Source organism: Vibrio echinoideorum, from assembly GCF_024347455.1.
GTDB classification, from domain to species: Bacteria; Pseudomonadota; Gammaproteobacteria; order Enterobacterales; family Vibrionaceae; genus Vibrio; species Vibrio echinoideorum.
Map to the genome: position 1 here is coordinate 1,480,923 of NZ_AP025484.1, position 26,519 is coordinate 1,507,441.

20 protein-coding genes are annotated in these 26,519 nt (G+C 44.9%); 6 read left to right on the forward strand and 14 right to left on the reverse strand.

All coding sequences use genetic code 11. The features are described 5' to 3' along the window. Nucleotides 1-69: 69 nt before the first annotated feature. Nucleotides 70-996, forward strand: a complete 927-nt coding sequence (locus OCV36_RS22700) for a M14 family metallopeptidase (RefSeq protein ID WP_135457412.1) — start codon at nt 70-72, stop codon at nt 994-996. A 181-nt stretch (nt 997-1,177) separates the two neighbouring features. Here the strand turns inward: OCV36_RS22700 and OCV36_RS22705 are convergent, their stop codons facing one another. The 10 genes from OCV36_RS22705 to xsc all read right to left on the reverse strand — a co-directional run bounded on the left by OCV36_RS22705 (nt 1,178) and on the right by xsc (nt 13,487). Then, entirely contained in the window at nt 1,178-2,785 is a 1,608-nt protein-coding gene (locus tag OCV36_RS22705) for a BCCT family transporter (protein ID WP_135457414.1), read from the reverse strand. A gap of 534 nt (nt 2,786-3,319) precedes the next feature. Then, on the reverse strand, nt 3,320-3,892 hold the full coding sequence (locus OCV36_RS22710) for an aldolase/citrate lyase/malate synthase family protein (RefSeq protein ID WP_135457416.1): 573 nt from the start codon (nt 3,890-3,892) through the stop codon (nt 3,320-3,322). A 236-nt stretch (nt 3,893-4,128) separates the two neighbouring features. Further along, nucleotides 4,129-5,049 (reverse strand): cache domain-containing protein, encoded by a 921-nt coding sequence (locus OCV36_RS22715; RefSeq protein ID WP_135457418.1) that lies wholly within the window; start codon nt 5,047-5,049, stop codon nt 4,129-4,131. A gap of 11 nt (nt 5,050-5,060) precedes the next feature. Then, nucleotides 5,061-6,401 (reverse strand): TRAP transporter large permease, encoded by a 1,341-nt coding sequence (locus OCV36_RS22720; protein ID WP_017074741.1) that lies wholly within the window; start codon nt 6,399-6,401, stop codon nt 5,061-5,063. A gap of 37 nt (nt 6,402-6,438) precedes the next feature. Further along, nucleotides 6,439-6,981 (reverse strand): TRAP transporter small permease, encoded by a 543-nt coding sequence (locus tag OCV36_RS22725; RefSeq protein ID WP_017074740.1) that lies wholly within the window; start codon nt 6,979-6,981, stop codon nt 6,439-6,441. A 164-nt stretch (nt 6,982-7,145) separates the two neighbouring features. After that, nucleotides 7,146-8,147 (reverse strand): TRAP transporter substrate-binding protein, encoded by a 1,002-nt coding sequence (locus OCV36_RS22730; protein ID WP_065100043.1) that lies wholly within the window; start codon nt 8,145-8,147, stop codon nt 7,146-7,148. Between the two features lie 117 nt (nt 8,148-8,264). Further along, complete coding sequence (locus tag OCV36_RS22735) at nt 8,265-9,731, reverse strand: NAD(P)/FAD-dependent oxidoreductase (RefSeq protein ID WP_135457420.1); 1,467 nt, start codon at nt 9,729-9,731, stop codon at nt 8,265-8,267. Nucleotides 9,732-9,779: 48 nt separating this feature from the next. Continuing rightward, nucleotides 9,780-10,217, reverse strand: coding sequence for a nuclear transport factor 2 family protein (locus OCV36_RS22740; RefSeq protein ID WP_135457422.1), 438 nt, complete (start codon nt 10,215-10,217; stop codon nt 9,780-9,782). A gap of 271 nt (nt 10,218-10,488) precedes the next feature. Next, on the reverse strand, nt 10,489-11,304 hold the full coding sequence (locus tag OCV36_RS22745; RefSeq protein WP_135457424.1) for an FRG domain-containing protein: 816 nt from the start codon (nt 11,302-11,304) through the stop codon (nt 10,489-10,491). 371 nt (nt 11,305-11,675) lie between these two features. Beyond that, nucleotides 11,676-13,487, reverse strand: a complete 1,812-nt coding sequence (xsc, locus tag OCV36_RS22750; RefSeq protein ID WP_135457426.1) for a sulfoacetaldehyde acetyltransferase — start codon at nt 13,485-13,487, stop codon at nt 11,676-11,678. Nucleotides 13,488-13,749: 262 nt separating this feature from the next. On the opposite strand from xsc, the gene OCV36_RS22755 reads away from it, so the two are divergent. Together OCV36_RS22755 and OCV36_RS22760 are read left to right on the forward strand one after the other, a co-directional pair. After that, nucleotides 13,750-14,733, forward strand: a complete 984-nt coding sequence (locus tag OCV36_RS22755; protein WP_167853044.1) for an AAA family ATPase — start codon at nt 13,750-13,752, stop codon at nt 14,731-14,733. Nucleotides 14,734-14,736: 3 nt separating this feature from the next. Continuing rightward, complete coding sequence (locus OCV36_RS22760) at nt 14,737-16,455, forward strand: cobaltochelatase CobT-related protein (protein WP_135457428.1); 1,719 nt, start codon at nt 14,737-14,739, stop codon at nt 16,453-16,455. A gap of 166 nt (nt 16,456-16,621) precedes the next feature. Here the strand turns inward: OCV36_RS22760 and OCV36_RS22765 are convergent, their stop codons facing one another. Both OCV36_RS22765 and pta read right to left on the reverse strand, forming a co-directional pair. Further along, nucleotides 16,622-17,389 (reverse strand): TSUP family transporter, encoded by a 768-nt coding sequence (locus tag OCV36_RS22765; protein ID WP_102363544.1) that lies wholly within the window; start codon nt 17,387-17,389, stop codon nt 16,622-16,624. A gap of 73 nt (nt 17,390-17,462) precedes the next feature. Beyond that, complete coding sequence (pta, locus tag OCV36_RS22770) at nt 17,463-18,542, reverse strand: phosphate acetyltransferase (RefSeq protein WP_135457430.1); 1,080 nt, start codon at nt 18,540-18,542, stop codon at nt 17,463-17,465. 153 nt (nt 18,543-18,695) lie between these two features. Between pta and OCV36_RS22775 the strand changes: the two genes are divergently transcribed. Beyond that, on the forward strand, nt 18,696-19,478 hold the full coding sequence (locus tag OCV36_RS22775) for an IclR family transcriptional regulator (protein WP_054545780.1): 783 nt from the start codon (nt 18,696-18,698) through the stop codon (nt 19,476-19,478). 182 nt (nt 19,479-19,660) lie between these two features. Next, nucleotides 19,661-21,088, forward strand: coding sequence for an NAD-dependent succinate-semialdehyde dehydrogenase (locus OCV36_RS22780; RefSeq protein WP_135457432.1), 1,428 nt, complete (start codon nt 19,661-19,663; stop codon nt 21,086-21,088). A 368-nt stretch (nt 21,089-21,456) separates the two neighbouring features. Here the strand turns inward: OCV36_RS22780 and OCV36_RS22785 are convergent, their stop codons facing one another. Beyond that, nucleotides 21,457-23,640, reverse strand: a complete 2,184-nt coding sequence (locus OCV36_RS22785) for a malate synthase G (protein ID WP_135457434.1) — start codon at nt 23,638-23,640, stop codon at nt 21,457-21,459. Between the two features lie 174 nt (nt 23,641-23,814). Further along, nucleotides 23,815-24,768: a LysR family transcriptional regulator gene (locus OCV36_RS22790; RefSeq protein WP_135457436.1), complete on the reverse strand. Its 954-nt coding sequence runs from the start codon at nt 24,766-24,768 to the stop codon at nt 23,815-23,817. Nucleotides 24,769-24,909: 141 nt separating this feature from the next. Between OCV36_RS22790 and OCV36_RS22795 the strand changes: the two genes are divergently transcribed. Further along, nucleotides 24,910-26,508 (forward strand): isocitrate lyase, encoded by a 1,599-nt coding sequence (locus OCV36_RS22795; protein ID WP_017074729.1) that lies wholly within the window; start codon nt 24,910-24,912, stop codon nt 26,506-26,508. Nucleotides 26,509-26,519: the final 11 nt, after the last annotated feature.

Sequence of the window (26,519 nt, forward strand, 5' to 3'; positions counted from 1 at the left end):
CTATTGCTGTCTATGTTAGACAGGAATAATCTGTCTTAATCTTTCACGAACATAAAAGAAAAAGTATAGATGAAAAGTGAATCTACCTACCCGATTGGTAAGCCAGGACAAAAGTGGCAACAAGCAGAACGTGAAGCATGGTTCGCTCAAAGAACAGTTAAGCGTGAATATCAACAAGAAGTTGTACCAAAGATTAAGGTGCTCGCTGAACGTTTTGACATCGAGCAATACGGTGCACTGAGCTACGACGAAGATCGCTTCCCACTTTTCGCTATCAAAAGCAAAAACTGGGACGAGTCAAAGCCGACCATTCTCGTAACAGGCGGCGTTCACGGTTACGAAACCAGCGGTGTACATGGCGCAATCAAATTCGCAGCGACTCAGGCAGAAAAGTACACTGCGCACTTCAACATTGTTGTAGCACCTTGTGTGAGCCCTTGGGGTTACGAAGTGATCAATCGCTGGAACCCAAATGCCGTTGATCCAAACCGCTCTTTCTACGACGGTACGCCAGCAGAAGAATCAGCAAACCTACGTGCATTAGTGGCCTCTTTGCCAGAAGTCTTGGTTCACGTTGACCTGCATGAGACAACAGACTCTGATGAAACTGAATTCCGACCAGCACTCGCAGCACGTGATGGCATTGAGTACATCGAAGGTATGATTCCAGACGGTTTCTACACGGTTGGTGATACTGAAAACCCGCAGCCTGAATTCCAAGCGGCAGTAATTGCTTCAGTAGAAAAAGTAACGCACATTGCGCCTGCGGATGACGAAGGCAAGATCATTGGTTCAGACGTCACTCAACACGGTGTGATCAACTACCCAATGAAGAAGCTTGGCTTATGTGGCGGCGTGACCGACTGTAAGTACGGAACAACCACAGAGGTTTACCCAGACAGCGACAAAGTGACTGACGAAGAGTGTAATGACGCTCAAGTTGCAGCGGTAGTCGGTGCTTTGGATTACGTAATTCAACATGAATTGAACGCGTAAGCTAATAGCTGCTCCCTAAAACTAAAAAGAGCCACAAGTGATGATTCACTTGTGGCTCTTTTTTATCTTGTCTCTGATTTCTTCTACGAAATAAAAAAGCTCCCTTGCACCAAGTACAAGAGAGCTTTGAATCATGCAGAGTAAAGTAAATCCCTATCTAGCGACTTACTTAATTCACTATTTATTTTGTAGTTTGAGTAACAGTTTCTTGCCCTTTACCGACTTCTGTCAGTAGGCCTTTCACCAAACTCACACAACCAATCAGAAGAATGATCGTAAACGGCAGTGCTGCAATAATCGTAATAGATTGCAGAGCTTGGATTGATTGAGTACCACCAATCCACAGCATCACCATTGCGATAGCACCTGAGATAACCGCCCAAACGACTTTCTGTTTCACTGGCACTTCTAGTTTACCACCTGCCGTCATGCCATCGATAACGATAGAACCTGAGTCCAATGTGGTAACGAAGAACACGATGATCAGCACAACTGCGAGAACAGACAGAATGCTACCAAACGAGTAAGCATCTAGCATGTAGAACAAGCTTAGAGATACGTCTGTAATGCCTTGGTCGAGGCCAAGTTGCCCCACCTGATTAATTACTTGCTCGATAGCCACGCCACCAAAGATAGACATCCAAGCTGAAGTTACTAACGTTGGGATAATCAATACGCAAAGTAGGAACTCACGAACCGTACGGCCTTTAGAAATACGCGCTACGAACATACCGAAGAAAGGTGCATACGCTACCCACCATGCCCAGTAGAACACAGTCCAGCCATGCAGCCATGTTGTGTCTTCACGACCCGCACTTTGACTCAAAGCTACGATGTTTTTCACATAGCCCGTTGCCGCAGTTGCCATTGAATCAAGCACAGTTGTGAAGTTCAATACAGCGATAAGACCAAGGAATATGAATGCAATAACCATGTTCAGGTTACTTAGGAACTTAACACCACCGTCCATGCCACGCATAACAGAGATGATCGCCAAGCCCATGATCAGAACAATAATAGATTGCTGAAGGAAGATGTTGTTTTCCCAGCCGAACACGTGGCTGATACCACTTGCTGCTTGCGTGCCACCTAAGCCCAATGAAGTCGCTAGGCCAAACAGAGTAACCAGTACGGTTAGTACATCGATTACATCACCGGTTTTGCCCCACACACGCTCACCCAGAATTGGATAAAACACAGAACGCATTGATAGCGGTAAGCCTTTGTTGTAAACAAAGTACGCCAAGCAAAGCGCCGTCATGCCATAGATAGCCCATGCATGAAAACCCCAGTGGAATACGGTTGCGCCTAGCGCCAGTTCACGACCAGCGGCTGTGAAAGGTTCTGCGTCTAATGGCGTTCCGAACCAGTTCGTGAAGAACGCAGTTGGCTCTGCAACACCCCAGAAGATAAGTCCAATACCCATACCTGCTGCGAATAACATCGCAATCCAAGATGACATTGAATAGTCCGCCGTCGCGTCTTCGCCACCTAAACGGATTTTACCCAACGGTGAAAAAGCAAGAACAACAGCAAACGCTAGCATGATGTTAGCTCCCCACATAAACAGGAAGTCAAACTTAGATAAAACAGCACCCTTAATAGAATCAATTGCAGCTTTAGCATCTGCAGGAGGAAGAATAAGAAGAGTGATGATGAAGAGAAGAGACAAGCCTACTGAAGCTACGAAGACGGTGTTGTGGACATCCATGCCCCATTTATTGACGTTATCTTGACCAACTTGATAATCAGTAGAATCAATACTGTATTTTTTTGATTTAAAACTCATAAATTATGATGTTCGTATATCCGATTCAACGAATATTAGGACGCTCTCCATATCCAGTTACTACTTGATTGGCTCGCCGCACCACCTAAATAGAGGCGATAAAAATCACAATGATTGGTGATAAATGGACTTATTGGCTCAATCCCAAGGCGCGGATTATAGCACAGCTCAAAGCATTTTGACTGAGTTTTAGCTCAATAGTCACCCAAACCACCGTGAATCACGATAGTTAAACTCATAAACACAGAATAAAATAAACAAATAAAAATCTTTAAATACAGCATCTTAAATTCAAATGGCGCACTGTAAATTCTCATTCAAACTTTCTACAGATAATATTAACAACAACCTGATTTATTTATAGCTCTAATAAAAAAGCCCCGCTATAGGGCGGGGAAATTACCAAAGGTAAAAGAGAAATCTGTCTTCGAATATCGGTGCTACATTGCTTTACGTACTTCGTACCAGACAAGTGCTGCTCATTACAGAATTACAGCTCACTACAGAAGCACGACATTTAAGTCCGAAGCAATATTAGATCGCGAAGCAAAAACCTAGGTTATAGTCTTCACCATTCTTTTCTGTGAATTCTTTGTCTTCACTCGATGCGTTCGGTTTACCGCTTTCATCGCCCTTTACTAGGCTTACCCAGTGACGGATTCCTGAAGAACGGTTCGCCTCTGTTTGGCCAAACGTAGTGCATGTCTCTAGTTGGATATCTTGAATATCAACTAATTCCAAGTGGCCAGTACCTTTGCGAGCACCGATTGTCACTTCAACGTGTGTACCGCTTTCGTCACGGAATAATATTGCCGATGGTTTTGACTTGTCACCGGTGTAAGCCACAAAGTGTTTAGCACGTTTCAGGCCTGTGTGTTCACTGTTTTTGAAGTAAACCTGAACATGTCGATAATCAATCTCGTAGCTCACTGCATCTTCGTGTGAGCCAGTCTCAAGAGGAAATAAAGTATCAAGCAACTGCTTCGCCATTTTCTGTTTTTCGAGTTGCTTGTCTGCTTTCACCATTTCGACGGCAAAGACAGCTTCAGCAATAAATGTTGAATGGTTTCTGTGAAGTTCTGTTTTGTCTAGTGTCAGCATATTCATAGTTTTTCCCTCTTACGGCTTTGAATTTCATGTAGGTCAAAAATCCTGATTGACCCTTTTCAAAATTGTTCTTTACTGTGTTGCTTCCATGTATTTCATACTACTTGTATTTTCTAAACAATTTCACAACAAAAATTTCACACTGTGAATTTTACTAAATTGCTTTTTTACACACACCGGCATTTTGAGCCCCTAGCCCTTGATTAGCCTGGGCTGAGGGCTCACTAGAACCACTTTTACGTGTTGTTTGATTTTGTGTAATAACCGACCCCAACCAACTTATTGTCGATTACTCGATAATAGGTATGCTTGGTTTCGACTTTGCTCGACAGCGGATTCAACCATCGGTAGGTATAAACTCCACGCCCGTTTTCTTTTGCGAGGTTCAACATCTCAGTAAGAATCGGTTTATCGTCAGGGCTTAGGATTTCGTTGTGTGATCGCCCAACAAGTTCAGGAGATACACCGTGTGCGAGCAGCTTTCCAGAGTTCATGTCCATCACGAACACATACAAGTCTCCTTCAACAAAGCGACCTTCGCTATTATTGAACTCGGTAATGCTGTCTTGTTCGGATTCGACTATCGCCGTCATCGCTCTTGCCAACAATCGCTTAGCTTCTGCGGCACTTGAGCGTTCAGGGTAGTAACCCACAGCCACAATCACATCGCCCACTCGTTCAAAGAAGGTGGTCTTAGGCTCACCCATACGGTCAGTCGGATTTGTCCAATGGTACTGAACTTCGCCAAAACCGTTATGCACAGCCTTAGTGATCATTTCTCGGAAAAAAGGATTGCCATAAACATCTTGAGTGTCCAAAACGCTGTCGCCCACCAACACCATTGAAGATCCGCCACTGGCGAGGAATTGGCCATCAATCCCTAAAGCAAACACATAAAGCTCACCGTCTGTATATTCAGGGTCGCTCATGAAGTCACTCACACTCTCATCGCCATCCTTTTGCACATGTATAACCGCCTTCGCAAGCAGGGTTTTGGCTCTTCTTTCAGCGTCACTGACAACATGTGGTTCTGAAATGTCGAGCACATTGACTGGCTCGTTTTCTTTCGCTGTTTCTGAATGTTCGGCACGCAACCCAATGCCACTGATCACTGCAAATACGGCACAACCAATGAGGATAATTCTTGATATATTCATAGTGACCTCTCCTAATAGCCCACCAAGGACGGTAGCCAAAGTGTAATTTGCGGGAAGAAAGCGATAACGAACACGCCAATAACGGATGCAAGCACAAAGGGATGGATCTTAGCGGTGATCTGTTCGACCGTGGCTCCGCCTATCCCCGAGGCAACAAAGATATTTTCACCGAGCGGCGGCGTAGCAAATCCTATCGATAACGTACACACCACCACGATTCCTACGTGCGTTGGATCCGCACCGAGCATGTACATGATTGGCAACAAGACCGGCACGATGATCATGATCGCGGCCAAGGTTTCCATGAACATGCCAACGAAAAGCAGTAACACAATAGTCAATGCCCACACCATGTACATGTTGTCAGTGAACCCTAACAATGACTCCGCCACCACAACCGGAATTTTTTGTTCGATTAACAAGCGACCAAATACCGTTGCCGCGAATAGAATCAGCAACACACGTCCAGTGATCCATGTCGTTGTCGACAATGACTTAATCGTGCTTTTGAACGATAACTCTCGGTGAATAAACACTCCGACAAACAGTGAATAGAAGATAGCCACAACCGCCGATTCTGTGGGTGTGAACATACCGCTGTAGATACCTCCGAGAATCAAAAACGGAGCCAGTATCGACCATATACCTCGGCGCAACGAGTGTCTTACTTCGCTAAATGACCAGTTTTCAGTCAACCCTTTGTAGCCTTCACGTTTAGCAATAAAGTAGTTAGTGACGACGAGTGTCGACGCCATAATGAAGCCAGGCACAACCCCAGCAACAAACAGTTTTGGAATAGATAAAGAGGCAAACTGCCCGTGTTGAGCAATGGCCTCTGGCGGTGCCATTAATCCCATTGCGGAGATACCGAAAATAACCAAGGGAATTGAGGGTGGGATAATAATACCCAATCCCCCTGAAGCAGCAGTCACCGCGGAGGCGTAGCTCTTATCATAATCTCGCTTAACCATTGCTGGCACCATTAGCATACCTACCGCAGCTGTGGTTGCAGGGCCTGAACCTGAGATAGCACCAAAAAACAAACACGCCATCACGGTTGCAGCGCCAAGGCCACCCGTCACGGGTCCGGCTAAGCTCTCTGCAATATCTACCAGACGTTTGGAGATACCCGCCGCCTCCATTAATGCGCCAGCAAGAACAAAGGCCGGCAGCGCCATTAACGGGAAGTTACCCACCGAAGTAAACGCGATCTGTACTAAAGCGATAGGATTTTTGTCGAGCAACATATAGGCCGCCATTGAAGCGCCGGCCAGTGATACGGTGATTGGTGCACCTAGAATTAACAGGGTTAAGAAGCCACCAAATAAAATTAGAGTTAAATAGGATTCCATTATTACATCTCTCTATTACGACTATTCTCTATGACGACTACTGTGATGATTTTTGTGCCGTCATTTTGCGCAGTTCTTTGACTTCAGGATCTTCGTTTTTAGCGCCTTTGAACAAACGCTCATAGTTGTTCCAGATAATTCGAATCATCATCAACGAAAACGCGATAGGCAAAATCATATAGAAGTATTTCATTGGGATGCCTGTTGTCTGAGACTTCCAAAACAGGTTCATTTTGTTGAACACGAAATCGTAGCTGAGGTAGACAAAGTAACCGTTGAACAGCAACCATAAGAAGTCAGCGATAGTTTCACAGACGGTCTGAACAATCGGTGGGAAAAACTTGAAGTGAAAACTGACTCGGTTATGCGCTGACATTTTTGCCGCCACAACGGCTCCTAAATAAGCAAACCAAACAAACATGTAAGTAGCCACTTCATCACCCCAAGGTATGGAGTAATCAAAAAACTGACGAGTAAGGATTTGTGTGAACAGCAATAAGACAAAGCTTGCTAGCAACAGACAACAGGTATATTCCTCGATGTTGTTAAGATGCTTTTTTATCGTTTTAGCGACTGACATATAACCTCCAATGTTGATTTCCACATGACAACCAATCGCTCGCGGTACTAAAAAGATCAGGTACTGAACAGATCAACGAGTAAAGCCATGTAAAGGCCCTATCTCACTGTTCTATCGCTAGGTGATTAAGTAGCGGAGAACAGCAGATAGGGCGTATCTAATCGTTACTTTCTACCTAGTAACTCAAGAACGTCGTCTAGCTTGTCTTTGCCACCAATACTTGAATAGAACTTAGGCCAAACTGATTTCGTTACCTTGCTAATCCACTCTTGCTCATTGTCTGCTGGGTCTGTGAATACCATGCCTTTCGCTTGTAGCTCTTCACGGATCTTGTTTTCAGTATTCTCTAGATAAGCAAAGCTGTGTTCTGTTGCTTCCTGACCCGCTTCAAGAATGATCTTTTGCATCTCAGGTGTCTGTTGTTGGAAGACCGTTTCACTCACGATTAGCGGCTCAAGTGAGAAGATGTAACGGAGGTTTGTTACGTACTTCTGTACTTCATTGAACTTCATCGCATGAACAGTGATGTATGGGTTGTCTTGACCATCAACCACACCTTGTTGTAGCCCAGTAAAGGTTTCTGACCATGCCATTGGTGTTGGGTTTACGCCCCATGCTTGGTAAGACGCGATCATGATTTCGTTACGAGGGACACGAATCACTAACCCTTTTAGATCGGCTGGCGAAGCTACGGCTTTTTTCGAGTTAGTCAAAACCCTAAAACCAGAATAAGCCCAACCTACGATGCGAACGCCTGCGTCACGGATAGTATTGTCGACAAGGTCTTGACCGACTTGGCCTTGAGTTAATAGCACCGCTTCTTCTGCACTTTGAATAACATAAGGCATGGTCAGTAGACCAACCGTTGGAGAGAAAGGCGTCACGTTGTTGATCGCCAATACAGAGAAGTCGAGAAGGCCGATTGCCGCGTCGTTTACGGTGTCTTGCTCATTGCCCAATTGACCATTCGGGAACAGGTCGATTTTGACTTTACCGTCTGTTTTTTGCTCCATCAATTCAGAAAATGAGGTCGCTAATTCCCACTGAGTACCACCAGCAGCATCGCCGATAGCCATTTTAAAATTTGCTGCTGCCGCGGTATGAGATAGCATCGCTGTTGCTACAATTGTGACGCCAGCAATAATTTTATTTTTAATCAATTTCATAGTCTTAACCTTTCATATCATACAGACTTCCTGCCTGTACTTTGCTCACAAGGTGACCTGGTACAACTTTCCTGGTCGTAGTTCTATTTCCCTATTTTGGAAACAATGTTCGAGTAGTTAAAGCACTTCATCCTTTAACGAATACCACTGATAAAGGAACTGTTGCCCTACTCTTCGAAATGGTGCAAACATCTCAGATTCCACCACTTCCCTTACGTTGGGGAACGGAAGTTTTGATTCAAATATTGGCAAGTCAAGCTTATGACCTTCACCTGCAATCCACTGAGCAAGGCGCTTGCCTGCTTGAGCGGAGTACATCACACCATTGCCGCCATACCCTAGTGCGTAGAATATGGATTGCTTTGGATTCGGCTGATAGATTCTTGGCATCATGTCGTGGCTAACATCAACCCAACCCCACCATGAATAATCGATTTTGATCTGATCGAGAGAAGGGAATTTTCGGGTTAAATCCGATCTCAACATATCTTCGTATTTCTTTTCAGGTGCGTTCTTGCCACTGATGGCACTGCGTGTACCTATCTGCACTCGGTTATCGGGTAACAAACGGTAGTAATGACGCAAGATCCTAGTATCAGTAATCACCTGATTGGTTTTGAAGTTGCACGCGGCGATTTCGTCTTGAGTTAACGGACGCGTCACCATCGAGTTAGAAAGTACAGGTAATAGGCGATTCTTCAGCTCTGAATGCAAACCTTGGCTGGTATACCCACCGGTACAAACACCGACAGACCGAGCCTTAACCACACCACCTGGTGTTTTCAGGTAATGCACACCGTTGCGAGTTTCCCATCCCATCACAGGGCTTGCTGGGTGAACTTTTACGCCGAGTGCTCTCGCCTTTCTTAGATAACCAAATGCCAGTTTCCCTGCATGAATGCCAATACCTTCTGGCTCATGCATTGCGCCTGCCGCTTCTTGGTCACCAACGTAATCACGCTTTACGGTTTCCGCATCTAAGATCTGCGCATCGTAATCGAAGGTGTCACGCAACAACTTGGCTTCTTTCTCGAGTGTTGCCATCACTTTTGGACGGTGAGCAACGTATAAGTGGCCACCCGGCTGCGGGTCACAATCAATGTCTTTAATCAGAGACTTAAATGTGTTCATACCATCTACGCATTCGCGGTGCATTTTTAGCGCGGTTTCGAGTCCCCAGCGTTCAATCCACTGAGAACGTTTCAAACGTCCTGACGCACACTGAGCCTGACCACCATTTCGGGTACTGCAGCCCCAACTCAAACGGTTAGCTTCAATCACAGTCGCTTTAATGCCGTACATTTCAGCAAGGTGTATCGCGGTGCTTAGGCCAGTGTAGCCTGAACCGATTATCGCCACATCAACATCCATATCCGATGTAATTGGACCATCATCTTCAGGTGGCACGCCTGCGGTATCTACCCAATAAGTAGGGGCGTATTCCTTGCCGTGACCTGGGCTCTTGTCTTTAAGTGGATCGTATTTTGGATCGTATCTTTCTTTTGCTTGGGTACTTTCTTGTGCTTGGGTGCTTGTCACCTTTGGCGGCGCATCGGCTGCCGGTTGTTCCATTACTAAACTCATAATTCGACTCTCCTAGTCATAACACGTGAACGGGTTGTGGTTTCGTGTCTAGCTCTTGGGAGTATTGTTAGGAGTCAAAAGAGGTCGTGTTTTACGGAAAGCATTTTTTACGCTGATTTTCCCATCTTTCAGGGTAAACACATCAACCATACGAGCTTCGATGACAGTGCCATCAGGGTTAGTCGCAGAGAAAGTTGACTCACTCACCGCGCGGTCGCCACACACAAAGTGGACAGGGTCGCTCCAGGCTGCATCTGGAAAGTTCTGCCAAACCAATTCAAAGCTATTGCGAACGGCTTCGTACCCTTCGATAGTGTTTCCAAGTTCGCCTTCTCCTGCCACGGTGTGGAAGACACACTCTTCGGTCATAAACGACATTAGCGCTTCAATATCATGGTTATTCCATGCATCACTAAAAGACTGTAAAAAGGCGGTGTCGACTTGGTTTTCCAGCACGAATGTCGCTGCATTGGTTTGCATATTCATATTCCAGAATCCTTTATGTTTTCGTTATTGGTTTAAATTTCAGTAGCTTTGCGCCACTTTTTTATTAGAGTGTTTAAACTAGATCTGTGAAAATTTAACAACTTGATAACAAGATAACAAGATTCGCCACTCTAACTTCGAGTTACTTTATAAACAATCTTTAAGCTCACAGATTTCATCTTTTTATAAATTAATTGGTGTTCTAATTTTATTTTCTCGTAATCACTAGATTTATATGAGGTCCAAATAAAATCATTAGAAATATTAGACTTTAGTCGAAATCAAAATCTTGATGGTACTTTCGGCCATACTGCTCAAGCTGGCGATCATGAGTATTAACTTGTAACTCGATATTACCCTCACCTTTATTAATTACTTGATTTCTGTCTACATGGGCTTCATTTTTCAAATCAGCCAGCTTCTCTTCAATATATTCTGTCGGTTCATTTAAAACATTCATGGAGATTAATTCCTTTATCAGGTTTACTTTCGCTGACGGAAGAATATGAACGGATACTAGACCGTTTGAATATTCTTTCTCATCGTACAAAGGCTGAATGGCATCATTGCCACCTTCCTTAAATGGGTGAATGGAATACCACTTATCTTTTCGTTGCTCTTGTTGATCACAATCAGCCACATTGAATATCTGAGTTCTCTTCAGGTCACATGGTGAGTTGAAAACACTAACTTTATGATAATCAATGGCTTTAATAATATTGATACAGTCTTTACTTTGGCTATGACATACAGACCACAGCGCATTAATCAGGTTATCTGTCCATTCAAGTAAACGGGTTGGAAACCCCTGTTTCTTGGCTAAACACATCAGTAACCAATCGTTTATCTCGTGTGCACTCAACGAATGCCCACCATAAACTCTCACGGTCGAGAGAAGCTCTTGTTCGACACGGCGAATATTCTTTCGATTTGATTGGCCTAAGCTCGGCATCAAGTTATTATTTTCATAATCACACACGTTATAAATTAATCCACGGTGCCCACTACACTCTGTAATGAGTGAATCGATTATTTCATACAGCTCGTCGAGTGAGCTTATATAACGTTTATTTTTCACAACACTCATACAATAAGTCACTTAAATTTATATACGGTATAATCAAAAAATCAACAATCATGTTAATCAACGATCACGGTGATTAGTGGTGAAAATAATTTCAAAAAATGATAGTAGATATATATCTTCATTACTAACTAGTATTTACAGATCCATCCACTAATGAACTATTAATAATAATGAGTGACAAAGTGTATATAGCTAGAACCACTTATTTTCCTAATGAGCATTTAATTAGTGTTCTAATGTTTAACGAGAAATTATTGAACTAAGCGTTTACGTTCTTCACTTAAGCACTTTGCCAATACCCGTTAGTATTGCCCGACCACGCACTCGACAACATTCTCGATGATGCGGTGGCCGGACAAACTTCCTATGACTTATACGTAATCTTTGTATTTATCTAGGAAACGAACCGGTGTTGATAGTGCATCTCGGCGGAACGGGTCGCCCAATTCCTGAGTACACATAATTTCAATGATGGTTGTTTTGCCTTCGTTCATCTGCATGTCGATGGCTTTTTGCAAGGTTGGACCTACATCTTCTAGCTTATCAACCGTGATACCTTCAGCGCCCATTGCTCGTGCAATCTCTGCAAAGCTTTGGTTTTCAAGTTCACCGGCAACAAAGCGTCGGTTGTAGAAGTCGACTTGGTTCTTCTTCTCAGCACCCCATTGACGGTTGTGGAATACCACAGCTGTCACTGGAATGTTATGGCGAACACATGTCATGGTTTCCATTAAGCTCATGCCCCACGCACCGTCGCCTGCATATGAGATAGCGGGACGATGAGGTGCCGCTGCTTTCGCACCAATGATAGTCGGGAACGCGTAACCACAGTTACCGAAACTCATTGCAGCAAAGAAGCTACGTGGTTTTTCAAAGCGTAAGTAGCTGTTTGCCACTGAGTTGATGTTACCAATATCCGTCGAGACCATTACGTCTTCTGGCATCGCTTTTTCTAGCTCACGCAATACTTGGCGTGGGTGTAGATATTCACCACCAGAGAACGGAGTCTCGTGTGAGTTTTCCTCAATCATATCTAAGCTGAAAGAATCACGTTCGTGTGTCCACTCATCAAGCTCTTTTTCCCAAAGTGCTTTCTCTGTAGCGACTGTATCTTGGCGAGCGCCTTTGTTGTCATCACACAACAGTGCACGGCCTTCCAACCTTTCAGATAGAGCAACCGCAGCTGCTTTCGCATCACCACAGATACCAACTGAAATCTTCTTAACTAGACCTAGCATCTTGTTGTCTGCATCAATCTGAATGATTTTCGCGTTCTTCGGCCAGTAGTCCATGCCATGTTGAGGCAAAGTACCAAATGGACCAAGACGTGTACCCAAAGCAATAACCACATCCGCTTGAGCCATCAGTTTCATTGCAGCTTTCGAACCTTGGTAGCCTAGAGGGCCACACCATAATGGGTGACTCGCCGGGAAAGAGTCATTGTGCAGGTAGCTGTTCACTACAGGTGCACCTAGTCTTTCTGCTAATGCTGCACACTCTTGAACTGCATCTGCCATTACCACACCGCCACCAGAAATGATGACTGGGAATTTTGCTTCAGCAATAAGGTCAGCTGCTTCATTCAAAGATTTATCACCACCCGGACCACGATCTAAACGTGCTGGTTTAGGGATCTCGGTTTGAGTTTCACCGTAGAAATAGTCACGTGGAATATTCAGTTGAGTTGGACCCATTTCGCTCATCGCGCGGTCAAAACATCGGCCTGTGTATTCTGCCATACGGTCTGGGTGCGTTACGTGTCCTTGATACTTAGTAAACTCTTGGAACATTGGAAGCTGGTTACACTCTTGGAAACCACCTAAGCCCATTGTTTTTGTACCTGTCTCTGGCGTCACAATGACGACCGGGCTATGTGCCCAGAACGCCGCTGCAATCGCAGTCACACAGTTACTAATACCTGGGCCGTTTTGCCCGATAACCACACCATGGCGACCAGATACACGAGAGTAACCATCTGCCATGTGAGCAGCACCTTGCTCGTGTACCACTGGGACCAATCGAATGCCAGCAGGAGCAAAGATATCCATTGCGTCCATAAATGCTGACCCCATGATGCCGAACATGTCGGTAACATCATTAGCAACCATAGTTTCAACGAACGCTTCTGATGGTGTCATTGTTACTGTGCCGGAAACAACCGTACGTTTTTCTTGCTCGCTCATTCTTCCATTCTCCTTGAGTTAACCAAAATTTCATTTTTCGGAATAAATTGTCTCTTTTTCGAATTCAATTTCACCTTAGTAGTAGAATTTTTGCTCGTCAACTTTTTATATTAAATTGGAACAATTCATTCTAATTAATAAAACTGGATCACATTATTGGTAGTTTTTCGTACAAAAAGTGCCGTTAACTTTAGCGGAGCTGTTAATAATCGATGACATATCGCGATAGCAGCGACAAGTGGTGAGTTATATAGAGGGAAAAATGATGAAAGAGGCGGAATTGATACCAACGCAACCAGTAAGTGTGAGAGAACGCTTTGGGATCGACAGCAACCTAACCGTGATGGCATTTGAACATGCGGGCGAATATGTTCCTAAAGTCGATCCTAACTACTGTTTCGACCCCGAAGTGACGCTAGCGATATTAGCGGGGTTCACCTCCAATCGCCGCACACTGATTCAAGGCACACACGGAACGGGCAAGTCGTCTCACATTGAGCAGATTGCAGCGAGATTGAACTGGCCATGCTTGAGGATCAACCTAGACGGACACTTAAGTCGCTTGGATTTCATAGGTAAAGACAGCATCGTCATTAAAGACGGGATGCAAGTAACAGAGTTTAAAGAAGGCATTCTTCCTCAGAGTATTCAACAACCCATCGCACTGGTATTAGATGAATACGACGCTGGTCGCCCTGACGTGATGTTTGTGATTCAACAACTATTAGAGCAAGACGGCAAATACACCTCTTTAGAACAAAACCGAGTGATCACTCCTCACCCTTCTTTCCGCCTGTTTGCTACCTGCAACACGCTTGGCTTGGGTAATTTTTCAGGTTTGTATTCGGGTACTCAAGTACTTAACCACAGTCAATTAGATAGATGGAACATCATCGCTACACTCAACTATTTAGATCCACAACATGAAACTAAGATCGTGTTATCCAAGCTTCCAGATCTAAATAATGAAAGTGGCCGACAATTGGTTGAGAAAATGATCGCGACCGCCGGATTAACGCGTAACGGGTTTCGAGCTGGTGACCTTTCGACGGTGATGTCTCCACGAACGGTACTCACTTGGGCCGAAAACATCCAAATATTCGACGATGTAGCAACGGCATTTAGACTGTCATTCTTAAATCGCTGCGAAGACGAAGAGAAAGAGCTAGTCAGTGAATACTATTTCCGCTGCTTTGGTGAAGATTTAGAAACACCTACTCAAAACTATTCACACTCGGAGTCGTAAACCATGGTCAACGTTTCTTCTCAACAGAAAAAGATCCTCGATCTTGGCGTGTCTGTCGCAAGAGCGATCAGTGGTGAGTTGAGTCTGAATTATCGGGGAGAACGTCTCTATAAAGGCAATATCCCCTGTTATTACCAGTCTGCACACACTAACGATCTCACCTTTGTGTCTCGCCATGAGTTGAAAAACAGCAAGCTTTCGATGCAAGGTAAGATCGATTCATCGGCATTACGACTCTTGCTTTCAGATGCTGTTCTTCATTACTCATTGCGACCGAAAAACGAAGTCGAACGTCTGTTATATGATTTCTGCGAACAGGTACGAATTGAATCGCAAGTCCCGTCTTATCTGAAGGGCGTGATCACTAGTATTCAATTCAACTTTGCGTATTGGAGCGACCAATATCATCAAAATGGCTTTACCGAATCACGAATAGGCATGTTGCTGTTTACACTGATGCAGGTCATCCACACCCGCTTGACTGGCGTTCCGGTGTCTGAGCCTATCGCTGAGACCATTGAATCGACTCTCGCTGGCATCGTGCCTACTTTTGGTCACTGCCTGAAGCGCTTAAAGCAACATCGAGCCGACCAGCAACAGTTTGCCCACTATGCCAATGAGCTTGCAACCCTTGCACAAGAGTTAATCATCCAAGAGCAAGAAAGTGATAACTCGCCCACTCCAACGGTCGAAGAAGACATTAAGATCCTTGCGCAGCTAGCCTTGATTGTTGATGGTGACATTCAAGATGAAGACGTCGATAGCGACATAACGGGCAGTAGTAAGGTATTCGAACTGTCAGGCGCCAATTATCAGGTCTTTAATTCAGAATTTGATCAAGTCATCGCGGCAGGCAAACTCGTCAGGCGCGCCCTATTACTCGAACTGAGACAAAAGCTGACTGATGACATCATGGCGAGACAAGTAAACACTCGCCGTTTAGCCGCTATGCTCACTCGCTTTGTTGCCACGCCACAAAGGAACCGACGTCAGGATCATTTAGAAGAAGGCATTGTTAACGCCACTACCATCACCAAGCTCATCACTTCGCCATTGGATCGCACTGTCTTTTATCAACCTGACATCGGCGCATCTCACCAATGTGCCATCACGTTTTTAATGGATTGCTCAGGTTCAATGCAAAAGCACAGTCACAAGTTAAGCCTGTTGATGGATACGATTCTTAAATCCGTTGGACTGGCCAACATTCCATTTGAGATCATTGGATTCACGACCAATAACTGGAACGGTGGAAAAGTTTATCGACAGTGGCTTAAACAAGGCCAACCAAAGCACCCAGGCCGGTTGAACGAAGTTCGGCACATCGTGTTTAAGGATTTTGATACACATTGGAGACGATCTCGCCTTGGCATTGCTAGCCTTCGTAAAGCAGACATCTTTAAAGAAGGGATTGATGGCGAAGCAGTGCAGTTCGCTAGCCTGCGTTTAAAGCAGCACAGTGCACAACGAAAGGTTTTGATCGTGTTCTCAGACGGCTGTCCGATGGATACCGCCACCAGCACCGCCAACGATCAGTTCTATTTGGATAACCATCTCAAACAAGTCATTGAACGCGAGTCGACCAAAAACGGTATTGAGATTCATGGCGTAGGGATGGGCGTCGATTTAAGCCCGTACTACCGCAGTAACATCACCTTAGATGTGCAGGAGAGCTGCCTGTTCGGGTTATGTAAGAACGTATTTGAAATGCTAAAGCGTTAGGCTTTTTGTTTATACGTGCACTCAATGAGAAGTGAAATTTCGGGGAGCAGTGAAGTATTGGCTAGCAGGCCGCTAGCCTTTTCTAGAGGATATTCTTAAGAGATAGCAGCAGCTAAGAGATAACAAGTAACTAGGAAATAGCGAGCAACTAAGAGATAGCAAGCAACTAAAAGACAGCAAGCAACGACCATGCAGACACAGCCATCAGATACCCACCAATCAACATCAGCACCGTAAACACCAGCTTTCTTAATTGGTCATTAGACAACGGTGGCGGGAAACGTCGAGCAAACATCGTGACAAGCGCCACCAAGGGGACAGCAATAGCGGATAGCCACAGTATGCTCGGTTCCATGTCGCCTGCAACGTAGACATTGACAGTACGCGACATCGACGTACAAGCGAACACCATCAGCAGTGTGCTTCGCACCAGATCGAGTGTAAAAGGTTGCCGATAGAGATGATAAACAATCGGAGGGCCCGCCATCCCAAATAACCCGCCCGCTAAACCAGAGCTAAATCCTGATATAAGGAATGATACCGTTGCCGAACGATCCTTTCTGGTTTTAGGTTTGAACATAAAACTCAAACCTGCGAATAGCACCATCGCACCCAATAGCCCTCGCAAGATATTGGTCGCAGAGTCACTCAACTCGTCCAGCAAAAACACCCCCATCGATACACCGGGAATAATACCGATGACTAACACCACCAGAATTTTGAGCTCCCCAAGCAGTGGCTTACCCATCAAAGCGACAAAGCAATTAAACAAAGTCACAATACTGACCACAGCAGCAATAACGGGTAAGGAAACCAGATTAAGACTGACCGTTAAACCAATTACAATGATCCCAAGACCAAACCCCGTGACGGTTTGGAAATAGGTACCCACCGCGATGGTGGCAAGAATGGCGAGTAAAACAGGTAACTCCATCAGCAATCCTAATTAGGTTGTTTAGGGTTTTATTTTGGGTGCAAGATTCAGTATTAACTTCGGGAGCTAAATGTTAATACCTAAAATCAAACGTCGACTCTTCTCTTTCTTCAACATCAGCTTCAGTATCAATATCAGCGTTAGAATCAGACACTTTCCCTTGCTGCGCTTGTACCGCGGTCACCGCGATCACATTAAAGATATCTTGCGCGCTACACCCTCTCGATAGGTCATTGGCAGGTTGATTCAGGCCTTGTAATAACGGTCCAATCGCAACTGCCCCACCTAACCTCTCCGCAAGCTTATAACCAATATTACCGGCTTCTAAATTGGGGAATATCAACACGTTCGATTGACCTTTCACCTCTGAATCAGGCAGCTTTTTAGCCGCTATCTCAGTCACAATTGCGGCGTCGAGTTGAACATCTTGATCGACGGCGATTCCGGGGCAACGTTGTTTAACTAACTGAGCCGCGTTACGAACCTTATCGACCGATTCATGCTTGGCACTGCCGTTGGTAGAAAAAGAAAGCATCGCCACCTTAGGTTGCTCCATCAGTAACGTTTGGGCACTTTTCGATGCGGCAACCGCAATGGATGCTAATTCCGCTTCATTGGGATCAATCACCAAACCGCAATCGCTGAAAATCATGCCGCCTTTAAGATTATGGAAAGGCTCACACAACATCATCAGAAAGAAACTGGACACCAATTCACTGTCTGGCGCGGGGCCGATAATCTGAAGCGCAGCTCGCACCACATCAGACGTGGTATAAACCGCACCATTAACTGTGCCATCGACCAGCCCCTCTCTGACCATCAAATTGGCAAAAACGAGTGGGTCTAGAACCAACTCTAGAGCGTCATCGTAAGTCATACCTTTCGCTTTTCTTAGCGTATACAACCGCTCAGCGAGCACTTCTTTGAGTGATGACGCCTGTGGGGAAACAATATGAATGCCTACAAGATCAATGTGATGTAATTCTGCAGCAGCGATGATCGCTGGTTCATCCCCTACTAGGGTGATGTGAGCGAGCTGTTTGTCTATCGCCATTCTTGCGGCTGCTAGTACTCGCGGGTCCTCAGCTTCACTCAAAACCACTCGCTTACGATCTAAGTGAGCCTTATCAATAATCCGTTCAATCGCCTTCATCTTAAATTCCATTTATTGAGATTAATTGTTCCATAATTTATATTTATATTATTAGAATAATAAAAAAGGTCAAATTTTATTCAGATAATTGAAGAATAATGATTTGGTATGTACACTCTTAGGCATAGACATATCGCAAGGATGGATCATTATATGCAAACAGAAACACCACCAGTTCAAGGGGATACACCGACTCTCCGACTTTTTGCACTATTAGAGGTGATAGCGCAAAAAGACGAGTTTATTTCTCTTCAAGGATTAGTCGAAGAAACTGGACTACCAAAACCGACCCTGCACCGAATGCTTCAGCAGTTAGAAGCAGCAGGCATCATTCAAAGAGACGGCGATGAGAAGCACTACAGCTCAGGTATTCGACTCAGAAAGCTTGCCGAAAACCTACTGTTGAATAGCACCATGCACAGCGCTCGACGCACTATCCTTGAAAACCTGAGAGCAGAAGTCGGCGAAAGCTGTAACCTAACGGCGCTATCAAGTGGCGAGATCATCTATCTTGATCGTGCAGAAACTGAAGCCCCCCTTCGTTTTCACCTACACCCAGGCTCTCGCGTCCCAGTGCATTGTTCAGCAAGCGGGAAATTGTTTTTAGCTCACATGTCTAAGTCACAGCGTCGAAGACTGATTGAAAACGTGCCATTAACTCAATACACCTTAAATACCATTACCGACTATTCGACATTAGAGAAAGACATCGAAGAAGCGAAAATCCAAGGTTTTGCAATTGATGACGAAGAGTTTTTGCCGGGCTTAGTCTGTATCGCCGTGCTGATTCCGTCATCTACGGGTCAATCAAACCTCGGCCTCGCAATACAAGCACCTGTCATTCGATTAAGACCAGATGAAGCGATTAAATTCTTACCAGCGCTTCAAAAAGCGGCAAAAGCGCTCGCAAAAATAGAATCTGATAATTGGGGTTAGTTTTGATAATTTCAGCTTAACAGTAGGATCTGGCTTTAAGTACATATTGAAGCCTGTTGCCCCGTTGTCACTGTATTCGGCTAAACGGTATTCGGCCAAACGATGTTTGGTCGAAATCATTTTAACGCCCGCATTTATCATAAACAGCAACATACTTAAGTAATCACGACAAAGGAAACACGATGCTAAACATTAACAACAAGCACTTACTCTCTTTTATGGTGACAGAACCAACAAACGCTGTTTCGGTAACAAACCCGGCAACTGGGGAACTCGTAGGGCACGCACCTATTTTATCTGAGTCTGAATTAACAAGTGCTATCGAACGCGCTCACATAGCACAAAAAGAGTGGGCTCAAGTACCGGCTAAATCTCGCGCCGCATTACTTCATCGCTGGCATCAACTGATCCTTGAAAACAAAGATGATCTTGCTCGGCTAATGACGATTGAACAAGGCAAACCGTTAGCCGAAGCAAAGGGCGAGATCGTTTATGGTGCGAGTTTTATAGAATGGTTCGCTGAAGAAGCGAAGCGAACCTATGGCGATTCAATCCCGAGTACAGTCGCGGGTAAACGCTTAGTTACGATCAAGCAACCTATTGGAGTGGCTTGTGCCATTACCCCATGGAACTTTCCCACGGCGATGATCACGCGTAAAGCCGCACCTGCCTTAGCCGCGGGTTGTAGCTTTGTCGTGAAGCCGTCAGATGAGACACCACTGTCTGCGTTTGCTGTGGTTGAATTGGCTTACCAAGCGGGCATTCCGAAAGATCTACTTCAAGTCGTACTCGGTGAAAGCCCAGAGCAAGTGGGTGGTCTTTTCACCTCACACCCACTGATTAAAAAAATCTCTTTTACTGGTTCTACCCGAGTCGGCAGTATCTTGATGGCTCAAGCGGCGAAAGGAATCAAGCGTACCTCAATGGAACTGGGTGGCAACGCACCGTTTATCGTGTTTGACGATGCGGATATCGACGCTGCAGTTCAAGGCGCAATGGCTTCAAAATTCCGTAATGCAGGGCAAACCTGTGTCTGTGCAAACCGTTTCTATGTTCACAGCAAAGTATACGATGAGTTCGTGGCTAAGTTCGACCAAGCAGTACAGCTGCTTAAAATTGGAAACGGTTTAGACGAAGGCGTAACGGTTGGCCCTGTTATCAATGAAGGTGCTAAGCAAAACATCCAAGGATTGATAAACCGAGCTATTGAACAAGGTGCTAAACCTGTGACGCCACTTCAACAACTTGATGGACTCTTCCTTCAGCCCGTTGTTCTTAAAGATGTAAAACACAGCATGGACATCGTTCAACAAGAGATTTTTGGCCCAGTCGCACCCGTGATGCAATTCGATACCGACGAAGAGCTCATCGAGATGGCCAACGATACAATTTACGGTTTAGCATCATACTTCTATAGCCAGAATATCCACCGTGTATGGAAAATCGCAGAAGCGCTTGAGTACGGAATGGTCGGCATCAATGATGGATTGATCTCTACCGAAGTCGCCCCTTTCGGTGGTGTTAAGCAATCAGGTATTGGCCGTGAAGGTGCCAAAGAAGGCATCGATGAGTACATGGACATTAAATATCTGTGTTTTGGTAGTAACTAGGTTTTGGCAGTAACGAAGCTATAGCCATAACGAAGCCTTATCGACAATGAAGATTTAGCGACAAAGAACATTTAATGGTTACAACGTTTTAGTGGTAAAGAAGCTTTGGTGATAACAACGTTTTAATGATAATGAAACTATGACATTAGCGATTCCTAACTCTTAAATATCAAAAGCTTTAAAGCACCTACCCCTTCAAAAAAACTCAAAAAAAAGCCGCGCTATAAAGCGCGGCACCTTGGGCTCGGTTTAAAAGGGTCTTTCTTTTCTTAGTGGTTTTATTATTTAGTGACGTTGTTATGTAATATCGTTTACTTTTTTATTTAGCTACTCAGCTATTCCAGTGTTGAACTATTTAGCAGTTTTGGTTATGTAAGTGCTTTCAACTTCAAACGCATCGCATGCAGCACTGGCTCGGTGTAACCACTTGGTTGAGCACAACCTTCGAATACCAACTGACACGCGGCTGAAAAGGCAATGCTGTTTTCAAAGTCAGGTGCCATATTACGGTAGCTCGGGTCACCAGCGTTTTGCTCATCAACCACTGCGGCCATGCGCTTCATGGTTTTCATTACTTGGGTTTCATTACAAATCTCATGGCGTAACCAGTTCGCAATATGTTGGCTTGAAATACGCAATGTCGCGCGGTCTTCCATCAAGCCTACATCATTGATATCCGGCACCTTAGAACACCCGACACCTTGGTCAATCCAACGAACTACGTAGCCAAGAATACCTTGTGTATTGTTGTCCAATTCGTTTTGGATGTCTTGAGCGGTCAGCTTTTGCTTGCCTAATAGCGGAATAGTCAGAATATCGTCGACGTTCGCTCTCACTCGCTCACGAAGCTCTTTCTGACGACTTGGTACACTCACCTTGTGATAGTGCAGAGCATGCAAAGTCGCCGCAGTTGGAGAAGGAACCCAAGCAGTATTTGCGCCTGCTTGCGGATGACCAATTTTCGCATCCATCATCTTCGCCATATTGTCTGGTTCTGGCCACATGCCTTTACCAATCTGGGCTTTACCTTGCAGGCCACAAGCTAAGCCAAGATCGACGTTCTGATCTTCGTATGCACCAATCCAAGTCATGGTTTTCAGCTGTGTTTTAGGCGCAAACGGGCCAGCTTCCATACTGGTATGAATTTCATCACCGGTTCGGTCTAAGAAACCGGTATTGATAAATACAACACGGTCTTTAGCGGCGCGAATACATTCTTTAAGGTTGACTGAGGTACGACGCTCCTCGTCCATGATACCGACTTTGATCGTGAATCGATCTAAGCCTAATGCATCTTCAATGCGGCCAAATAATTCATTAGTAAACGCCACTTCTTCAGGGCCATGCATCTTAGGTTTTACTATATTGATGCTGTTCGCTGTCGAGTTTTGGTAAGCGCTGTTGCCTTTTAAATCATGCATTGCGATTAGCGAAGTGACCATGCCATCCATAATGCCTTCAGGTACTTCATTACCTTGATCATCAATAATGGCTGGGTTGGTCATTAAGTGGCCCACGTTGCGTATAAACAACATACTGCGACCTTTAAGCGAAATCTCACCACCGGTGACACTGGTGTATTGGCGGTCTGGGTTCAAGCTACGAACGATGGTTTTACCATTTTTCTGTAACGACTCTTGCAAGTCGCCTTTCATCAAACCGAGCCAGTTACTGTAGGCCAGAGCTTTATCTTCACCATCGACTGCGGCAACAGAGTCTTCGCAATCCATAATGGTGGTGAGTGCCGCTTCCACTAACACATCTTTAATGCCAGCAACATCAACGCTGCCAATTGGTGCGCTCGGGTCAATTTGAATTTCAATATGTAGGTTGTTGTGCTTGATCAGAATACTTGAAGGCGCACTCGCATCACCTTGGTAGCCAATAAACTGGCTATGATCAATTAGAGTGACTTCTTCGCCGTTATCTAGTGTCGCCGTCAGCGTGTTACCAATGCTCACGTTGCTGATACTGTATTTGGTCACGTCTTTATGAGAAACACCATTTAACGGCGCAGCATCATCAAGGAACTCGCGGGCATAAGTGACTACTTTGGCGCCGCGAACTGGGTTAAAGCTTCCGCCTTTCTCAGCACCATCACTTTCGCTGATGACATCCGTTCCGTAGAGCGCATCATATAAGCTACCCCAACGTGCGTTTGCTGCATTAAGTGCAAAGCGTGCGTTCATAATAGGTACAACAAGCTGTGGACCCGCTTGTGTTGCAATTTCAGGCTCAACGCTTGCAGTGGTGACTTGAAAGTCATCGCCTTCAGGGACTAAGTAGCCAATCTGTTGTAGGAACTGTTTGTACTCTGCCACATCCAATGTTTGTCCTGCACGCTCTTGGTGCCAAACATCAATTTGGTGTTGAAGGTCTTCACGCTTAATAAGCAATGCGCGATTCTTTGGAGCCAAGTCTGCAAGGATATCTGCAAAAGATTGCCAAAAGTCTTCTGCGATAATGCCCGTTCCAGGAATGACCTGCTCATTAATTAATTGGTAGAGGGTGCTATCAATGCTCAAGCTTCCCTGTTGAATACGACTGCTCATAAAATCTCTCTCAAACTAACTGATGACTACTCAATAATTCTACGTAACTGGATTAAATTTACGTTCCTAGCTCAAATTTACGTTACTAGCTTAAACTTACTTAACAGGCATGAATTTAGCTAATTTATGCCGTTTATACTGGATATTCATATAAAAAATACCCTACAAACTGTGTTATTCCGTCACACCACTCTCTATTTCATTGGCAACACTTTTAATCAATCGACGCATCCACTGATGGTCTGGATTGGTTTGTAACAATGGGCTCCATGCCATCTTCACCTCAAAAGGTTCAATAGCGAAAGGTGCCGGTTTGATTAACAACCTAGGATTGTTGCGCTGTAACTGTGCCGCTTTGGTTGGAATGGTAAGGAGCAGATTTTTCTGTTGAGCGAAGAGAATCGCCGACAAATAATGTCGAGTAAACACCGTAATATTTCGGGTTTTACCGATACGCATTAGTGCTTCATCAATCCAACCCAGCTTTTGTGCTTCGCTTGGGTTGATCCCAACACCTGTGCCCATCCCTGTCTTACTCACCCAAATATGTTGCGCCTTTAAATAAGACAAAATATCAAAGTTATCAGCAATCGGGTTATCACAGCTAAATAAGCAGGAGAACCCGTCGTGCCAAAGGCTCATCTGGTGAAACGACTGTGGAATATCATCAAATCGGTTGATGATAATATCAACAGTGCCTTGTTCCACATCCTTATAGCTCACATCACTTGGCGTCATGATATCCAATCGAATTTTCGGAGCTATTTCGCTCAGTTTTTTAAGCAATGGCTGAATAATGGTCGATTCTGCATAGTCACTCGCCATGATACGAAACACGCGTTCGCTGTCTTCCGCATTAAACTCAGTTGTGGGTTGTAGCGTCTTCTCTACATTCGCCAATATATTACGGATCAGTGGTTGCAACTTATGTGCGCGCTCGGTTGGTACCATCCCTTCACTTGTTCTCACCAACAATGGGTCTTCAAACAGATCCCTTAATCGACGTAGGCCATTACTCATGGCGGGTTGAGTAATTCCTAGCTGATTTGCCGCACGTGTTACGTTTCTTTCACGTAGCAACATGTCTAAATACACAAGTAAATTAAGGTCTATACGAGCAATATTCATATAAAAAATACCGAATATAATAACTATAAATTAACAAAATTATCACATACATGGTTATTCTTTGTCCATGGTTAGATTTAGTCCAAATCAAATGACCTCGCCAAATTGGCCAACATGTCCACGAGAAACTAAGGAATAGTTATGTCGCAAATTACACAAGATATCGAAATGATTGAAGTTGCAAAAAGCGCTGCTGGTGCTCCATGGGATGCAATCAACCCTGAATCTGCAGCTCGTATGCGAGCTCAAAACAAATTCAAAACAGGTCTGGATATTGCGCAATACACGGCAGACATCATGCGTGCAGACATGGCGGCCTACGACGAAGACAGCTCTCAGTACACGCAGTCTTTAGGTTGTTGGCATGGTTTTATCGGCCAACAAAAGCTGATTTCTATTAAAAAGCACTTCGATGGCAAAACCGATCGTCGTTACCTATACCTTTCGGGTTGGATGGTTGCTGCACTTCGTTCAGATTTCGGTCCACTACCAGACCAATCAATGCATGAGAAGACATCGGTAGCAGGCTTAGTAGAAGAGCTATACACCTTCCTACGCCAAGCTGATGCTCGTGAACTGGGTGGTTTATTCCGTCAGCTAGATGCTGCTCGTGAAGCTGGCGACGTTAACCTGCAAGACCGTCTCCAAGATAAAATCGACAATCATGTGACTCACGTAGTGCCAATCATCGCTGATATCGATGCAGGTTTCGGTAACGCAGAAGCGACCTACCTAATGGCTAAGCAAATGATTGAAGCAGGGGCATGTTGTCTACAAATTGAAAACCAAGTAGCCGATGAAAAGCAATGTGGCCACCAAGACGGTAAAGTAACGGTTCCGCACGCTGACTTCCACGCGAAACTTCGCGCACTTCGTTACGCTTTCCTTGAACTAGGCATCGACAACGGCGTTATTGTCGCTCGTACCGATTCACAAGGTGCTGGCCTAACAAAAGAAATTGCAGTAGTGAAAGAGCCAGGCGACCAAGGCGATATCTACAACTCATACCTAGATGTTGAAGAGATCGATGTTGCAGATATGGCTGAAGGTGATGTTTGCTTTAACCGCGACGGCAAGCTAGTTCGTCCTAAGCGTCTACCATCTGGCTTGTACCAATTCCGTGAAGGTACTGGTGAAGACCGCTGCGTATTTGACTGTATCGAAGCTATCAACGCAGGCGCTGACTTACTTTGGATTGAGACTGAGAAGCCACACATTGGTCAAATCAAAGAGATGATGGACGGCGTACGTGAAATTCACCCTAACGCGAAACTGGTATACAACAACTCTCCATCATTCAACTGGACGCTAAACTTCCGTCAACAAGCATACGATACAATGGCAGCAGAAGGTAAAGACGTATCAGCTTACGACCGTGCAAGCCTAATGAGCGCGGAGTATGACGAAACTGAACTTTCTGCAAGTGCAGACGAGAAGATTCGTACGTTCCAAGCCGATGCGTCTCGTGAAGCAGGTATCTTCCACCACTTGATTACTTTGCCTACGTACCACACAGCGGCACTGTCTACCGACAACCTTGCAAAAGAGTATTTCGGAGACCAAGGCATGCTGGGCTACGTTGCGAATGTTCAACGTAAAGAGATCCGCCAAGGCATCGCATGTGTTAAACACCAAAACATGTCGGGTTCAGACATGGGTGATGACCACAAAGAGTACTTTGCTGGTGAAAACGCACTAAAAGCAGCGGGTGAAGCGAATACATCAAATCAATTTGATTAATCGCTAACAGC

Bases quoted from the DNA above. Each gene is read 5' to 3' on its own strand.
- OCV36_RS22765 (WP_102363544.1), bottom strand. From the start codon at position 17,389: ATGGAGTTACCTGTTTTACTCGCCATTCTTGCCACCATCGCGGTGGGT.
- OCV36_RS22780 (WP_135457432.1), top strand. From the start codon at position 19,661: ATGCTAAACATTAACAACAAGCACTTACTCTCTTTTATGGTGACAGAA.
- OCV36_RS22700 (WP_135457412.1), top strand. From the start codon at position 70: ATGAAAAGTGAATCTACCTACCCGATTGGTAAGCCAGGACAAAAGTGG.
- OCV36_RS22760 (WP_135457428.1), top strand. From the start codon at position 14,737: ATGGTCAACGTTTCTTCTCAACAGAAAAAGATCCTCGATCTTGGCGTG.
- OCV36_RS22735 (WP_135457420.1), bottom strand. From the start codon at position 9,731: ATGAGTTTAGTAATGGAACAACCGGCAGCCGATGCGCCGCCAAAGGTG.
- OCV36_RS22790 (WP_135457436.1), bottom strand. From the start codon at position 24,768: ATGAATATTGCTCGTATAGACCTTAATTTACTTGTGTATTTAGACATG.
- OCV36_RS22795 (WP_017074729.1), top strand. From the start codon at position 24,910: ATGTCGCAAATTACACAAGATATCGAAATGATTGAAGTTGCAAAAAGC.
- OCV36_RS22710 (WP_135457416.1), bottom strand. From the start codon at position 3,892: ATGAATATGCTGACACTAGACAAAACAGAACTTCACAGAAACCATTCA.
- xsc (WP_135457426.1), bottom strand. From the start codon at position 13,487: ATGAGCGAGCAAGAAAAACGTACGGTTGTTTCCGGCACAGTAACAATG.
- OCV36_RS22775 (WP_054545780.1), top strand. From the start codon at position 18,696: ATGCAAACAGAAACACCACCAGTTCAAGGGGATACACCGACTCTCCGA.
- OCV36_RS22755 (WP_167853044.1), top strand. From the start codon at position 13,750: ATGATGAAAGAGGCGGAATTGATACCAACGCAACCAGTAAGTGTGAGA.
- OCV36_RS22745 (WP_135457424.1), bottom strand. From the start codon at position 11,304: ATGAGTGTTGTGAAAAATAAACGTTATATAAGCTCACTCGACGAGCTG.
- OCV36_RS22720 (WP_017074741.1), bottom strand. From the start codon at position 6,401: ATGGAATCCTATTTAACTCTAATTTTATTTGGTGGCTTCTTAACCCTG.
- OCV36_RS22705 (WP_135457414.1), bottom strand. From the start codon at position 2,785: ATGAGTTTTAAATCAAAAAAATACAGTATTGATTCTACTGATTATCAA.
- OCV36_RS22785 (WP_135457434.1), bottom strand. From the start codon at position 23,640: ATGAGCAGTCGTATTCAACAGGGAAGCTTGAGCATTGATAGCACCCTC.
- OCV36_RS22730 (WP_065100043.1), bottom strand. From the start codon at position 8,147: ATGAAATTGATTAAAAATAAAATTATTGCTGGCGTCACAATTGTAGCA.
- OCV36_RS22715 (WP_135457418.1), bottom strand. From the start codon at position 5,049: ATGAATATATCAAGAATTATCCTCATTGGTTGTGCCGTATTTGCAGTG.
- OCV36_RS22725 (WP_017074740.1), bottom strand. From the start codon at position 6,981: ATGTCAGTCGCTAAAACGATAAAAAAGCATCTTAACAACATCGAGGAA.
- OCV36_RS22740 (WP_135457422.1), bottom strand. From the start codon at position 10,217: ATGAATATGCAAACCAATGCAGCGACATTCGTGCTGGAAAACCAAGTC.
- pta (WP_135457430.1), bottom strand. From the start codon at position 18,542: ATGAAGGCGATTGAACGGATTATTGATAAGGCTCACTTAGATCGTAAG.